This window comes from Nucisporomicrobium flavum, from assembly GCF_016464385.1.
Taxonomy (GTDB): Bacteria; Actinomycetota; Actinomycetes; order Mycobacteriales; family Micromonosporaceae; genus Actinoplanes; species Actinoplanes flavus_A.
The window spans coordinates 66,343-81,476 of record NZ_JADMLH010000024.1 but is presented as its reverse complement, the minus strand read 5'-3'; the positions used below and the strand labels follow the sequence as shown (position 1 = coordinate 81,476).

10 protein-coding genes are annotated in these 15,134 nt (G+C 71.8%); 4 read left to right on the top strand and 6 right to left on the bottom strand.

Features of this window, described 5'->3' with window-relative positions; genetic code table 11:
* Nucleotides 1-18: 18 nt before the first annotated feature.
* The 6 genes from IT780_RS36705 to mfd form a co-directional block, all read right to left on the bottom strand.
* Complete coding sequence (locus IT780_RS36705; RefSeq protein WP_199516465.1) at nucleotides 19-267, bottom strand: hypothetical protein; 249 nt, start codon at nucleotides 265-267, stop codon at nucleotides 19-21.
* Nucleotides 264-1,100: a RelA/SpoT domain-containing protein gene (locus tag IT780_RS36700; protein WP_199516464.1), complete on the bottom strand. Its 837-nt coding sequence runs from the start codon at nucleotides 1,098-1,100 to the stop codon at nucleotides 264-266. Before IT780_RS36700 ends, IT780_RS36705 begins: the two co-directional genes overlap by 4 nt.
* A gap of 73 nt (nucleotides 1,101-1,173) precedes the next feature.
* Nucleotides 1,174-2,790: a DUF885 domain-containing protein gene (locus IT780_RS36695; RefSeq protein WP_199516463.1), complete on the bottom strand. Its 1,617-nt coding sequence runs from the start codon at nucleotides 2,788-2,790 to the stop codon at nucleotides 1,174-1,176.
* Between the two features lie 10 nt (nucleotides 2,791-2,800).
* Nucleotides 2,801-3,790 (bottom strand): nucleoside triphosphate pyrophosphohydrolase, encoded by a 990-nt coding sequence (locus IT780_RS36690; protein ID WP_199516462.1) that lies wholly within the window; start codon nucleotides 3,788-3,790, stop codon nucleotides 2,801-2,803.
* The gene (locus IT780_RS36685) at nucleotides 3,790-4,578 is read right to left on the bottom strand and encodes a SurA N-terminal domain-containing protein (RefSeq protein WP_199516461.1); all 789 of its coding nucleotides are present in this window, start codon (nucleotides 4,576-4,578) and stop codon (nucleotides 3,790-3,792) included. The genes IT780_RS36690 and IT780_RS36685 overlap by 1 nt, the downstream gene beginning before the upstream one ends.
* A 7-nt stretch (nucleotides 4,579-4,585) precedes the next feature.
* Entirely contained in the window at nucleotides 4,586-8,221 is a 3,636-nt protein-coding gene (gene mfd, locus IT780_RS36680; protein ID WP_199516460.1) for a transcription-repair coupling factor, read from the bottom strand.
* Nucleotides 8,222-8,411: 190 nt separating this feature from the next.
* On the opposite strand from mfd, the gene IT780_RS36675 reads away from it, so the two are divergent.
* The 4 genes from IT780_RS36675 to IT780_RS36660 all read left to right on the top strand — a co-directional run bounded on the left by IT780_RS36675 (nucleotide 8,412) and on the right by IT780_RS36660 (nucleotide 15,132).
* Nucleotides 8,412-10,205 carry an enoyl-CoA hydratase-related protein gene (locus IT780_RS36675; RefSeq protein WP_199516459.1) on the top strand — a complete coding sequence of 598 codons (1,794 nt, stop codon included), beginning with the start codon at nucleotides 8,412-8,414 and terminating at the stop codon, nucleotides 10,203-10,205.
* Nucleotides 10,206-10,289: 84 nt separating this feature from the next.
* Complete coding sequence (locus tag IT780_RS36670) at nucleotides 10,290-12,125, top strand: glycosyltransferase family 2 protein (RefSeq protein ID WP_199516458.1); 1,836 nt, start codon at nucleotides 10,290-10,292, stop codon at nucleotides 12,123-12,125.
* Complete coding sequence (glxA, locus tag IT780_RS36665) at nucleotides 12,122-14,071, top strand: radical copper oxidase GlxA (protein WP_199516457.1); 1,950 nt, start codon at nucleotides 12,122-12,124, stop codon at nucleotides 14,069-14,071. Before IT780_RS36670 ends, glxA begins: the two co-directional genes overlap by 4 nt.
* Entirely contained in the window at nucleotides 14,071-15,132 is a 1,062-nt protein-coding gene (locus IT780_RS36660; protein WP_199516456.1) for a glycoside hydrolase family 6 protein, read from the top strand. Before glxA ends, IT780_RS36660 begins: the two co-directional genes overlap by 1 nt.
* Nucleotides 15,133-15,134: the final 2 nt, after the last annotated feature.

Here is a 15,134-nt window from a genome sequence, read left to right as displayed (position 1 = left end):
GCGGTCGGACACCTGCGGTCAGGCGCTGGCCAGCCCATCCAGACCGGCTCGTGCCAACTGGCCGGCTGTCTGAAAGTAGCGCGCGTGCGTACGCCGAAGCGCCTCAGGCGATTCCGCCCCGAGAATGACGACCTCCATGTCCGCCGAGACGCCGTCGGCGCGCTCCGTCTGGAAACGAGCTCGGAGTGCGCTCGCGCGGTCGAGGAACTCCTCCTCGCGGAGCACTTCACCGCGGATGCGGTCGAAGACCACCAGGTAGTGCTTCATCGGGGATTCACCTCTCTTTCCAGCATGTCGGCAACCATTGTCAACAAGACACGAAGTCTCTTGTCCAGGCGCGCCTCGTCAGCCTTCAACTCCAGATACGTGGAGCGTACCCCGCGAAACTCGACAGGCACGTCCTCCTCGACAGTCGCGAACCCCACCCCGGCGTTCCGCAGCAGCGCAGGAATCCCCCACCCCTCGATCTTGGCGCCCCTGGCTTCATGCTCTTCCATGAGGCCGCTGATCTTCATCATGAGGTCGACGATGTCCTGCCTACGAGCGGCGCGGTCGGCACTGTCGCCGCTTGGTGCGCCCCCATACCTGATCTGCCTGCCCCAGACATCGGCGAGCCTCTCGAAGAGCTGAGCCCAGCGGTCCTGCAGCTCGGTACGAAGTTGCACCTCGACAGGGATTCCGCCGATCTTCAAGATCATATGAACGGCTCGGTAGCCCGCTCGAGGATCGGACCGCCGGTCGATGACGAGCGGAGGGACAGGGGCGTCCGAATATGCCTCCGAGATCAAGCGCACTGCGGCATCCTGAGCCCTCAGCGATCCGGAGAGCACGATGCGGGCACCGGCCAAGTCATGGATGGTCTTCAGACTTGAACTTCGCTCGCGGCGAAGCTTGTCGACGATGGTGCCGGTGGTCTTGAGTCTCACGGTCGGCTCGAAGCCGAGCTCGCGAAGCGTCTCTCTGACCTCTTGCAGCGCCTCGTCATAGGCACCGAGAACGGCTTCCAGCATTTCGAAGTCTTCCGCGGCCGGACTGCCGGCGTCGCGTAGGCGATCCCCGAGCTTGTCCAGCTGCTTCTTGCTGATCGGCAGTCCCGGCACCGGCCGAATTTACCGCAAGCGGGCACCGTCTTCGTGAAGCGGAAAGCCAGGCGCGGGAGAGAGAAAGCGGCCGTCAGACGCCGAGGAGGGTGCGGAGGTGGCGGGGTGGCGGGGAGCCGTGCGCCAGCATCGCGTCGTGCCAGGCTTTGGGGGTGGCGCCGAATGGGCGGGCTGCTGCGATTGCCGCGACTTCGGTGTAGCCCACGAAGTAGGTCGAGAGCTGGGTCGAGGTGAGCAGGGCGCGCTTCCATTTGCCCGCCGCCTCGCCCTCTTCCTGGAAGCCGCGCGTGGTCATCAGCGCCATCGCTTCGGACTCGGGGAGGTCTTCGCAGTGGACGAGCTGGTCGATGACCGCGTTGAGGCTCATGCGGAGCTGCATCTTGAGCTGCTGGAGGCGTACGGGCAGGCCACCGAACCCGAGGCCGGCCATCAGCTCCTCGGCGTAGACCGCCCAGCCCTCCACGAACGGGCCGGAGAAGCCGAGCGCGCGGACCCGGGTGCCGGCGCGGAAGCGGCGGGAGTGGGCGAGCTGCAGGAAGTGGCCGGGCATCGCCTCGTGCACGGTCAGGTTGCGCAGCATGTGGTCGTTGTATTCGCGGTAGAACGACTCGACGCGGTCGCGGGGCCAGTCGGCGGGGGCCGGGGCGATGCAGTAGAACGTCGGGACGTCCGCGGTCTCGAGCGGGCCGGGCGGGTCGCAGTAGGCGACGGCGACGCCGCGGGCGAACTCCGGCATCTCCTCGATCAGGCACGGGTCGTCGACGAGCGTCATCAGGTCGTGCTCGCGGACGAACTCGGTGGCTTCGGCCATGGTGACCTTCGCCAGGTCGACGATGGTGGACTCGTCGGGGTGCTCGGCGGCCAACGTGCCGAGGGCGCGGCGTACGGTCTCGTCGGTGGCCGGACCGCCGACCAGCTCGGCCGCGGCCTCGCGCAGGGCGGCGCCGACCTCGTCGAGGTTGCGCTGCGCCCGGGCGAGGACCTCGGCGGCCGGCAGCTCGGTGTCGAGCGTGTGCCAGAGCCGGGCTTCCCAGAGCGGGCGCCCCAGGCGGGGGTCGCGGCCCGGCTCGCCGCTCTCGAGGTTGGCCCGCAGCCAGCCGTCGAACTCGGCCAGCGCGTCCAGCGCGGCGGCGGCCACCGGTTCCACGGCCGGGCGCAGGCCGGGCGCCTCGGCGAGCAGCTCCGGCACCTGGGTGCGGATCAGGGACGCCGCGCCGGCGAACTGGCCGACCGCGATCTCGGCGTGCAGCCGGGGCACGTCGCGCAGCACCGCGCGGGCGGTGGCGAGCGCGTCGGGGACCGCGGCGAGGCGGCCGCCGAGGCTGGTGAGCCGCTCCTCGGCGGGTGCGAACGGGCGGGCGAGGAGAGCGTGCAGCAGCGGGGCCGGGTTGTGCGCCAGCGGGTTCCACTCGTGCTCGCGCACGTCGGTGAGCTCGAACAGGCCGCGCTCGACGACGGCCGACAGGATCGCGTGGTCGACCTGGTCCTGCTCGCCGAACGCGTCGGGGTCGATGCCCGCGAGGGCGTCGGCCGCGTCGCGCAGCATGGTGACCCGTTCGGCCACCGCGCCGGGCGAGCGGTCGGGCAGCCGGTCGTCGTAGCGGTGGTCGCCCGCATACGACGCCAGGGCGGGGTCGCTGGCGAGGATGGCGTCGACGATGCGCTCGGCGAGCGGGACGAACTCCGGCATGGAGCGAAATCTACTCGGCGGGTCCGACATTCTCTCGGGCCCGCACGTCGACATTCTCTCGGGCCCGCACGTCGTCGGCGTACGCCAGCGCGGCCTGGCGCAGCAGCGCCTCGGGGTCGAGACCGTCGGCACGGGCCTGCGCGACCAGGCGCAACAGGGCCGCGCCCAGGTCGTCGCCCGTGGGCAGCTGCACGGTGAGCCCGGCCCGCTCCGTACGCTGGAGGATCTTCGCGGCCAGGGACAGTGCCGGCTGGCTCAGCGCGATGCCGTCCAGGACCGATTCCCGGGCCTTCTCCTCCTTCTTGATGCGCTCCCAGTTGTCGATGATGGCCTGGACGCCGTCGACCTCCTCGCCCGCGAAGACGTGCGGGTTGCGGCGCACCATCTTGTCGACCAGCCCGCCGGCCACGTCGTCGACGGTCCAGCGCTCGTCCTCGGGCAGGTTCTCGGCGAGCCGGGCGTGCAGCACGACCTGCAGCAGCACGTCGCCCAGCTCCTCGCGCAGGGCGGCCAGGTCCTTCGACACGATCGCGTCGTACGCCTCGTAGCTCTCCTCGAGCAGGTACGGCGCGAGCGTCTCGTGGGTCTGCTGCCGCTTCCACGGGTCGCCGCCGGGCGAGGCGAGCCGGTCCATGACGGCCACCGCGTCGAGCAGCCGGGCGCCGGGCGGGTCCCAGGAGCCGTAGCAGAGCTCGAGCTCGGCCAGGGACGGTTCCCGGGCGAGCCGGAGACCGAGCCGGCGGGCGAAGTCCTCGTCCCCGGCGGCGCCGGCGAGCCACACCACCGTGGGGTGCGTGGCCAGCGCGGCGACGAGCAGCTCAGGGTCGGCTTCGACGACCGTCACGGGCACGCCGGCCGAGCGCAGCGCGGTGGCCTGCTCGCTGTCGGCGGCGGCGTACACCGGGGAGCTGCGGACCAGGTCCCAGGCCGCCGCCGTGAGCAGCCCGGCCGGGAGCCTCGGGGAGGTGACCAGCAGGACGATGCGCCCGGCGCCGGGCATCAGGCGACGTCGGCCACGGCGGAGACGTCGGTGACGTACGGGTCGCCGGACTCGTCGTCGCCGGCGAACGGCAGCACGATCAGCGGCACGTCCTTGCCGTCCGAGCCCTGGGCCGACAGCAGGACGACCTCCTGGTTGCCGTACCGCGGGTTGAGCTTGACCTTCTCGTCCGCCACGATCTTCGTCAGCTCGCCGCGCATCGCCGCGTACGTCTCGAGCAGCGACTTGTTCTCCGGCGACAGCGTGTTCTTGAACTGCTCGAAGGTGGTGGAGGGGTCGGCGATGCCGCCCTTGACCAGCCGGCTGTGCACGTCGCGCAGGTCGGCGTCGGTGAGCGTGGCCGGCTTGACGGCGCCCTGCAGCGCGGTCCGCAGCCGGTACGTCTCCGTGTAGAGCTTCGTGTACTCCCACTGGGGCGAGTAGTTCCGCGCCTGGGCGACCTGCTCGACGGTCGGCGAGTCGGCGGCCTGGAGGTTGTGCTCCTTGGCCGACTTGCGGAGCACGTCGACCGTCAGCAGCGTGTTGAGCACGTCCTGCTGCTTGATCGGCATGGTGAGCGGCGGCAGCGGCTCGGCGGAGGCGCCCTTCTGCTGCTGGGCCTGCTCCCGCGCGGCGGTCAGCTCGTCGCGGACCTGGTCGTAGATGTCCTGCACCCGGTCCTCGGTGATGGTGCCGCCGCCCACATAGGCCGCCACGTCGGGCGACTGCTGGCAGGCGGCCAGGCCGGTGATGGCGAGGACGGCGACGACGGCCGTGGATGCGAGTCGGCGAGCACGCTGCATGGTCATGACTCTCTCACGCTCGGGAGGCACCCGGCGTAACCGGGGCCGGGATGTCACCCAACACGTCCTTGAGCAGCTGCGTGCACCACTGCAGCAGCGCCTGGTCGCGCAGCGGTTCGCCGCCCACCCGGCGGGTCGTCGGGCGCGGGACGCTCACCTGGTCGTTGGCCGGCTTGTAGACCGAGTCGGGGTGGTAGCGCTTGAGCCGCATCTGCTTGGAGTCCGGCAGCGGCAGCGGCGAGAAGCGCAGGTGCTTGCCCTGCACGGAGACGTCGGTAAGGCCGTACGCCCGCGCCACCAGCCGGAAACGGGCGACCGCGATGAGGTTGGCGACCGGCTCGGGCGGGGTGCCGTACCGGTCGGTCATCTCGGCGACCACCTCGTCGAGGCGGGCGCCGTCGCGGGCCTCGGCGAGCTTGCGGTACATCTCGAGGCGCAGCCGCTCCACGGAGATGTACTCGGTCGGCAGGTTCGCGTCGACCGGCAGGTCCACCTTGACCTCGGGCTCCTCCTCGGGTCGCTCGCCCTTGAAGGCCTGCACCGCCTCGCCGACCATGCGCACGTACAGGTCGAAGCCGACGCCCTCGATGTGGCCGGACTGCTCGCCGCCGAGCAGGTTGCCGGCGCCGCGGATCTCGAGGTCCTTCATGGCCACGTACATGCCGGCGCCGAGCTCGGTGTGCTGGGCGATGGTGGCCAGGCGCTCGTGGGCCGTCTCGGTGAGCGGCTTCTCGCGCGGGTAGAGGAAGTACGCGTACGCCCGCTCGCGGCCGCGGCCCACCCGGCCCCGGATCTGGTGCAGCTGGCTCAGGCCGAGCAGGTCGGCGCGCTCGACGATGAGCGTGTTGGCGTTCGGGATGTCGATGCCGGACTCGACGATGGTCGTGCTGACCAGGACGTCGAACTCCTTCTCCCAGAAGCCGATCATCACCTTCTCGAGGGCTTCCTCGCCCATCTGGCCGTGCGCCACGGCGACCCGCGCCTCGGGCACCAGCTCGCGCAGCTTGCGCGCCGCCCTGTCGATGGACTCGACGCGGTTGTGCAGGAAGAACACCTGGCCGTCGCGCAACAGCTCGCGGTGGATGGCCGCGGCCACCTGCTTCTCGTCGTACGCCCCCACGTACGTCAGCACGGGGTGCCGTTCCTCGGGCGGGGTGGCGATGGTGGACATCTCACGGATGCCGGTGATCGCCATCTCCAGCGTGCGCGGGATCGGTGTGGCGGACATGGTGAGCACGTCCACCGACGCCCGCAGCGCCTTGAGCTGCTCCTTGTGCTCGACGCCGAACCGCTGCTCCTCGTCCACGATGATCAGGCCGAGGTTCTTGAAGTGCGTCGACTTGGAGAGCAGCCGGTGCGTGCCGATGACGATGTCGGCGGTGCCGTTGGCGGCCGCCTCCAGGGTCAGCGCCGCCTCCTTCGGCGTCTGGAACCGGGACAGCTGCTTGATCGTCACCGGGAACTGGCCCATCCGCTCGGCGAACGTGTTGTAGTGCTGCTGGGCCAGCAGCGTGGTGGGCACCAGGATCGCGACCTGCTTGCCGTCCTGGACCGCCTTGAAGGCCGCGCGTACGGCGATCTCGGTCTTGCCGTAGCCGACGTCGCCGCAGATCAGGCGGTCCATCGGCACGGCCAGCTCCATGTCGTGCTTGACCTCCTCGATGGCGGCCATCTGGTCCGGCGTCTCGGTGTACGGGAACGCGTCCTCCAGCTCGCGTTGCCACGGGGTGTCGGGCCCGAACGAGTGGCCCTTGGACGCCTGACGGGCGGCGTACAGCTGGATGAGCTGGGCCGCGATCTCGCGGACGGCCTTGCGGGCCCGCGCCTTGCTCTTCTGCCAGTCGGAGCCGCCCATCTTGTGCAGGCTGGGCTGCTCGCCGCCGACGTAGCGGGAGAGCTGGTCGAGCTGGTCGGTCGGGACGAACAGGCGATCGCCGGGCTGGCCGCGCTTGCTCGGGGCGTACTCGATGACCATGTACTCGCGCTCGGCGCCGTTGACCGTGCGCTGCACCAGCTCGACGTACTTGCCGATGCCGTGCTGCTCGTGCACCACGAAGTCGCCGGGCTTGAGTTCCAGCGGGTCGATCGTGTTGCGCCGCCGGCTCGGCATCTTGCGCATGTCCCGGGTGGACGCCCCGCGGCCGCCGGTGATGTCGTTGCCGGTGATGATGGCGAGCCGGGAGCCCTCGTCGATGAAGCCGTGGTTGAGCCCGCCGCAGGTGACCAGCAGCTGCCCCGGCTCGATGCCGGTCTCGATCGCGTCGACCGGGGTGACGCCGAGCCCGGCGTCGCGCAGCAGCTCGGTGGCCCGCTGGGCGGTGCCGTGGCCCTCGAAGACCAGCGCGATCGCCCACTGCTCGCCGGCCCACTGCCGCAGGTCGCCGGCGAGCTTCGCGGTGTCGCCGTGGTAGAGCGGGACGGGCTGGGCGTGCAGGGCGATCGCGTCGCCGAGGTCCGGTGACACGTCGACCTCGGGCGTGTCCAGCCACGGCGTGTCCGACGGCTGCTCGCCGGCGTCGGCCAGACCGAAGGGCGAGACCGTCCACCACGGCTGGTGCAGGGTGGCGGCGTGCGCGCGGACGTCCGCGAGGGTCTTGAAGGCGGCGGCGCCGACGTCGATCGGGGCCTGGCCGCCGACCGCGGCCGCGGCCCAGCTGGCCTCCAGGAACTCGTCGGAGGTACGGGTGAGGTCGTGTGCCCGGGTCCGGATCCGCTCGGGGTCGCAGAGCAGCACGTGCGTGCCCCGCGGCATGCAGTCGATGAGCAGCTCCATGGAGTCCGTGCCGTCCATGAGCGCGGGGGCGAGCGACTCCATGCCCTCGACCGGGATGCCCTCGGCGAGCTTGTCGAGGATCTCGGCGATCTCGGGGTGCTCCTGGGCCAGCTCGGCGGCGCGGGCACGGACCGGCGGGGTCAGCAGCAGCTCGCGGCAGGGCGGCGCCCAGAGCCGCTCGACGGGGTCGATGGTGCGCTGATCGGCGACGGCGAAGGTGCGGATCTCCTCGACCTCGTCGCCCCAGAACTCGACCCGGGACGGGTGCTCGTCGGTGGGCGGGAAGACGTCGAGGATGCCGCCGCGGACGGCGAACTCGCCCCGCTTGGTGACCAGGTCGACGCGGGCGTACGCCATGTCATTGAGCCGCCGCGCGACGTCCTCGAGCTCGGCCTCTCCCCCGGCGCGCAGCTCGACCGGCTCGAGGTCGCCGAGGCCCTTGAGCTGCGGCTGGAGCATCGACCGTACGGGCGCGACGACGACCTGCAGCGGCGCGCCACCGGACTCGGCGGGGTGCGCGAGGCGGCGCAGCACGGCCAGCCGGCGGCCGACGGTGTCCGAGCGGGGCGAGAGCCGCTCGTGCGGCAGCGTCTCCCAGGACGGGTACACGGCGACGCGGCCGGGGTCGAGAAGGCAGCCGAGCGCGTTGGCGAGGTCGTCGGCCTCCCGGCTCGTGGCGGTGACGGCGAGCACCGGACGGCCGGCGCCGCCGAGCTCGGCCGGTCCGGCGACGGACGCGACGACGAACGGGCGCAGCGCGGCGGGGGCGGTCAGGTCGAGCGCATCGGAGTCCACCCCGCCCTTGCGGGCCAGGTCACGGGCCCGCGCCAGCCCGCGGTCACGCAGGGAGGCCGGGATGAGGCCGCTGAGTTGCATGAAAAAAGCTCTCCCGACAGGCACATCGAAAACCCCCGACGCCAGTTGGACGGGGGGTACGCCCCCAAGCTTAGTCCGCCACCCGGGGACGTCGGCGCGGCCGACCGTTATCGGACAGCAAGTCCGACATCGTGCCAATCGGGTGGTCCAGACTGCCGGGCTGTTGTGGGGGATTGTCTGGGGAGGCAATGTGCGGGTTCTACTGCTCGTGTCCGGGTTCAACGGCTTGAGCCAGCGCGTCTGGTGCGCCCTGCGGGAGGCCGGGCACGACGTCGGCGTCCTGCTGGCCACCGGCGCGCAGGACATGATCGACGGCGTCCGCGCCGCGCGGCCCGAGCTGATCGTCTGCCCGTACCTGAAGGACCGCGTGCCGGCGCAGGTCTGGCAGAACTGGCGGACGGTGATCCTGCACCCCGGCCCGGTGGGTGACCGCGGGCCGTCCTCGCTGGACTGGGCCATCGCCGAGTCCGCGCCGACGTGGGGCGTGACCGCGCTGCAGGCGGTCGAGGAGATGGACGCGGGCCCGATCTGGGCGACCCGGACGTTCCCGATGCCGGCCGCGGCGCCGCGCAAGTCCTCGCTCTACAACGGACCGGTGGCCGACGCGGTGCTGGAGTGCGTCTTCGAGGTCGTCGCGAAGGCCGCCGACCCCGCGTTCCAGCCGGTGCCCGCGACCGAGCTGACCGTGGAGGTGCAGGGCGCCCGGCCGCGGCCGGTGATGACGCAGGCCGACCGCGCCTTCGACTGGTCCGCGCCGACCGACCAGATCCTGCGCAAGATCCGGGCCGCGGACGGCGCGCCGGGCGTCCGCACCGAGCTGGCCGGGCTGGAGGTCTTCGCGTACGACGCGCATCCCGGCCTGACCCGCGGCGCCCGTCCCGGTACCGTGCTGGGCCGCCGGCAGGGAGCCGTGCTGGTCGGCACCGGCGACGGCAGCGTGTGGCTGGGCCACCTGCGGGACGGCTCCGGCCCGGGCCACTTCAAGCTGCCCGCCACCACGTTGCTCGGCAAGCGGCTGCGCGGTGTGCCGCACTCCCCGCTGCCCGCGGGCGTCGAGCCGGAAGCGCCGTCGTACCGCCAGATCCGGTACCGGCGGGCCGGGTCGGTCGGCTGGCTGGCGTTCGACTTCTACAACGGCGCGATGTCCACCGGGCACTGCCACCGCCTGCTGGCCGCCCTGCGCCACGCGGCCGCACAGGACACCCGGGTGCTCGTGCTGCGCAGCGGCAGCGACGCGTTCAGCAACGGCATCCACCTCAACGCCGTCGAGGCGGCGGCCGATCCCGCCGGCGCGGCGTGGGCGAACATCAAGGCGATCAACGAGGTGTGCCGGGAGATCATCACCTGCACCCGGCAGGTCGTCATCGCCGCGTACGCGGGCAGCGCCGGAGCCGGCGGCGCGATGCTCGGCCTCGGCGCCGACATCGTGGCGGCCCGCGACGGCGTGGTGCTGAACCCGTACTACGACATGGGCCTGTACGGCTCCGAGCTGCACACGTTCACCCTGCCCCGGCGGGTCGGCGCGGACACCGCGCAGCGGCTCATCGACGAGAAGCTGCCGGTCAGCGTGGCACAGGCGCAGTCGATGGGCCTGGTCGACGAGGTCGGCCCGCGTCGCCCCGAGGCGTACGCCGAATGGCTCACCGCGCTGGCCGGACGGCACGCCGACGCCCGGACCGCCCGTCGCCTGCAGGCCGCGAAAGCCAAGCGGCTGGCCACCGAGCGGGTGCCGCTGGAGGTGTACGAGACCCGCGAGCTCGCCGAGATGAGCAGCGACATGTACGGCGACCGCTCCGGTTTCGCCGCGGCCCGGCGTGCCTTCGTCACCAAGGCCCGGCCCGCGCACACCCCGGCCCGGCTGTCGCTGAGCGGGGCGTCGCCGAGCCAGCCGGGACGCCAGCGCCAGGCCACCCGGACGCGCAACGCCGGGCCCACGGCCGACGCTCCGGCGCGCGTACGCCCGGCCGTGCCGCTCTCCGCCTGACCGTCCACACCGGACGCCGGTCGCGACGCATCCCGTCGTGCCCGGCGCCCGTTGCCATGCCCGGGTCCGATGTGAGAGGACGCCATGCGCGACCCTGCCCACCCTTCCACTGAGATCCCCGCGCCGAGAACCCCCGCCGATCAGGCGCTCTCGCGGGCTCTCACCGCCCCGACCGTGCTGTTGCCCGGCAGGTACGAGTACAGCGGCTACAGCGTGCTGGCCGGCCCCGCCGAGCTCCCGGACGGCGACGGCCCCCAGCCGGTACGGATGCGTCCGCTGGCCCGCCGCCGCCCGGTGCTCACCGTGCTGATCACCCTGTTCGCGTTCGCCTTCGAGAGCACGTTCTTCGGCTGGCTGCTGTCGTCGCTGCAGGTGCCCGACCCCGGCCTGGACGTGTGGCTGTACGCGGCCACGATGTTCATGATCGTGGCGACCGCGCTGATCGAGTTGTTCCGGCTCGTCAACGTGGTGACCCTGTGCCTGGCGACGCTGTGGGCCCGCGACCCGGTGCCGATGGTCCCCGACGCCGGCCTGCGCGTGGCGTTCCTGACCACGATCGTGCCCGGCAAGGAACCGGTCGAGATGGTCGAGCGGACCCTGCGCGCGGCCAGGGCGATCCGGCACGCCGGGCCGTACGACGTCTGGCTGCTCGACGAGGGCAACGACGACGGCGTCAAGGCGATGTGCGCGCGCATCGGCGTACGGCACTTCAGCCGCAAAGGGATCGAGCGGTACAACACCGAGGCCGGCGCGTACAAGGCGAAGACGAAGCACGGCAACTACAACGCCTGGGTGGACGCGCGCGGCGACGGCTACGACGTCTTCGTGTCGGTCGATCCGGACCACGTGCCGATGCCGAACTTCTGCGAGCGGCTGCTCGGCTACTTCCGCGACCCGGACGTGGCGTTCGTCGTCGGCCCGCAGATCTACGGCAACTACGACAACGTCGTCACGCGCTGGGCGGAGTCGCAGCAGTACCTGTTCCACTCGTTGCTGCAGCGCGCCGGCAACCGCCTCGGCATCTCGATGCTGGTCGGCACCAACAACGCCGTACGCATCTCCGCCCTGCGCAGCATCGGCGGCCTGCAGGACTCGATCACCGAAGACATGGCCACCAGCCTCGCGGTGCACAGTGGACGGAACCCGGAGACCGGCAAGCGGTGGCGGTCGGTCTACACGCCGGACGTCCTGGCCGTGGGCGAAGGGCCGTCGTCCTGGACCGACTACTTCAGTCAGCAGCACCGGTGGTCCCGCGGCACCGACGAGGTCGTCCTGCGGTCGTTCGCGCGGTTCGCGTGGCGGCTCGGGTTCCGGCGCGGGCTGCACTACGCGCTGCTGATGTCGTACTACCCGCTGACCGCGCTGGCCTGGCTGCTCGGCGCCGTGAACGCGATCTGCTACCTCGTGCTCGGCGCGAAGGGCGTGCAGGTGCCGGCGGAGGTCTGGCTGATGCTGTACGTGGACGCCGCCCTGTTCCAGATCGGGCTGTACCTGTGGAACCGGCGGCACAACACCAGCCCGCACGAGGAGGCCGGGTCGTCCGGGCTCGCCGGCATGGTGATGTCGACGCTGTCCACGCCGATCTACGTGTCCTCGTACATCGGGGCGCTGTTACGCCGCAAGGCCGGGTTCGTGGTCACGCCGAAGGGCGACTCGGCCAGCCCGGACCGGCTGCTCACCTTCCAGCAGAGCCTGCGCTGGGCCGCCTTCTACGTCGCGCTGCTGATCGCCGCGCCGATCGGCGGGCACGTCGACGGCGCGATGTGGCTGTGGCCCGGCCTCAACCTGATCGTCTGTCTCGCGCCGCCGGCCATCTGGGCCGGTCAGGAATACCGGCGCCGCAGAACCGCCCGGCGGACCCCTCCGCCGGAGACCCCGCAGCAGAAGGAGACCGAAGCACCCGTGGAGACGTACGCATGAAGCCCCGTCCCCGCACCTCGACGCCCCGCCGGCTGCTCAGCGCCGGCATCGGCCTGGTCGTGCTCAGCGTGCTCGTGTTCGTGAACCGGCCGATGGTCGCGTTCGGCGCGGACGCCCTGCACGACTTCAGCATCAACCGGGAGTCGTACAAACAGAAGTACGGCCACTGGTCGCGGCTGCCCGTGCCGCAGGGTTTCCGGGTCAACGCGATCCACGCGGCGCTGCTGAACACCGGCAAGGTGCTCATCGTCGCGGGCAGCGGCAACAACCGGGACAACTTCGAGGCGGGAACCTTCCGCACCGTCCTGTACGACCCGGCGAAGGACTCGTTCTCCGAGGTGCCGACGCCGACGGACGTGTTCTGCGCCGGGCACACCTTCCTGCCCAACGGCAACCTGCTGATCGCCGGCGGCACGAAGTCGTACGAGGTGCTGGAGAAGAACATCACCCACGCGGCCGGCGTCATGAAGATCAAGAACGAGTCCGCGACCGGTGGGCCGCGCGCGTTCCCGAAGGGCACGACGCTGCTGTCGGCCGACGGGACCGCGTACCGGACCCGGGACGACCTGACCGTGCCGGCCGCCACGACGATGAAGCACGGCGACGAGGTGATGACCCACGCCGGCGCCGCCGAGGTGTGGGTGGACGCCGTCGAGGAGGGCGACGGGCCGATCGTCGACCACCCCGCGCAGTACACCGTCTCCGGACTGACGGGCGCGGACAAGCGGAACATCTACGGTCTCGCTGACAAGATCACCCGGGAGAAGCAGGAGTACGGCGGGGACAAGACGTCGTACGAGTTCGACCCGCGGACCGAGCGCTACGTGCGTACCGGGGACATGGTGGAGCACCGGTGGTACCCGACGCTCGCCGAGATGCCCGGCGGCGACGTGCTCGCCGTCTCCGGCCTCGACGAGTTCGGCCGGATGCTGCCCGGGCACAACGAGCGCTACCTCAAGGACCAGCGGCGCTGGGTGGACGCCCCGGAGCTCAAGCGGGTGTTCCCCACGTACCCGGCGCTGCACCTGATGAAGGACGGCAAGCTGTTCTTCTCCGGCTCGAACGCCGGCTACGGCTCGGACACCGAGGGCCGTACGCCCGGCCTGTGGAACCTGAAGAACAACACGTTCAAGGAGGTTCCCGGGCTGCGCGACCCGCGGATGACCGAGACCAGCTCGTCGGTGCTGCTGCCGCCGGCCCAGGACCAGAAGGTGATGATCTTCGGCGGGGGCGAGGTCGGCGAGTCGGCCGTCTCCACCGCACGGACCGCCGTCGCGGACCTGGACCAGCCGGCGCCCGTCTACGAGCCGGGGCCCGACCTGCCCCACCCGGCCCGGTACCTGAGCACGGTGATCCTGCCCGACGACACCGTCTTCACCACCGGCGGCTCGTCCGGGTACCGCGGCGGGCGCTACGGCGACAAGACGCGCAGCGACCTGTTCAACGCGCAGATCTACCGTCCCGGCACCGGGAAGTTCGAGACCGCCGCGGAGTCCTCGGTCGGCCGCAACTACCACTCGGAGGCGTTGCTGCTGCCCGACGGCCGGGTCATCACGATGGGCTCCGACCCGCTGTACGACCCCAGCGGCCGCAACCCGGGCACGTTCGAGCAGCGGATCGAGGTGTACTCCCCGCCGTACCTGTTCAAGGGCGACCGTCCGGTGATCGGCGGCGCGCCGGAGGCGGTGCAGCGCGGCACCACGTTCGCGGTGGCCACGCCGGACGCCGGCCGGGTCCGTACGGCCCGCCTGGTCCGGCCCAGCGCGGTCACCCACGTGACCGACCTGGACCAGCGGTCGGTGGCGCTCGACATCACCCCGGCGACCGGCGGGCTGGCGCTGAGCGTGCCCAAGGCCAGGGGGCTCGTGCCCTCCGGCTGGTACATGCTGTTCCTCACCGATGCCGAAGGTGTGCCGTCGGTGGGCCGCTGGATCCGGGTGCGCTGATGTCCCGGCACGCCCTGCCGGCCGGCCGCCGGTGGCCGTTGGCCGCCGCCTGCACGGCGCTCGTCGTCGTCCTCGCCGCCATCGTGGTGCTCTCGATGCGCGGCGAGGAGTCGCCGGTGGTGGCCGGCCCGGCCGCGGTCCAGGCCAGCGTGGCAGCCCCGGAGCGGGGCGGCCACGTACCCGGCCGGGAGCTCTACGTCGACCCGAACGGGGCCGCCGCGGAGCAGGTCCGGGAATGGGAGGCGGCCGGTCGCACCGCCGACGCCGCGGCGATCCGGCGGATCGCCGACCGGCCCGCCGCCACCTGGTTCGCCGACGCCGAACCGGGCTACGACCGGCGGGCCCGGCAGCTGGTCACGGCCGCCGCGGCGGCCGGCCGGCTACCGGTGCTGACGCTCTACAACATCCCCGGCCGGGACTGCTCCGGCCAGTCGGCGGGCGGCGCCGAGGACGCGGAGGCCTACCGGGATTGGGTACGCGCGATAGCGGCCGCGCTGGAGGGCAACGAGGCCCTTGTCGTGCTGGAGCCGGACGCGATACCGCAGGCGGTGCAGGGCTGCCTCGACGAGGAGCACACCCATGAGCGCTACACGCTCCTGGCCGAGGCGGTCGGCGAGCTGCGGGCGGTCCCCGGCGTGCACGTGTACCTGGACGCGGGGAACCCGACGTGGATCACCGACACCGGCCCGCTCGTGACGGCGCTGCGGAAGGCGGGGATCGCGCGGGCGTCCGGCTTCTCGCTGAACGTGGCGAACTTCGAGACCACGGCGGACAACGTCGCGTACGGGCTTCAGCTGTCCGCGTTGCTGGGTGGTGCCCACTTCGTTGTGGACACCAGCCGCAACGGCAACGGGCCGGCGCAGAAGGGCGCCGGGGACCGGCACTGGTGCAATCCGGCCGGCCGGTCCCTGGGCGACCCGCCGACCACGCGGACCGGGGTCGCGGTCGTCGACGCGTATCTGTGGGTGAAACGGCCGGGCGAGTCCGACGGCGCGTGCGGGAACGGCGCTCCCGCGGCCGGCCAATGGTGGCCCGGCTACGCCCTCGAACTCGCCCGGTGAGG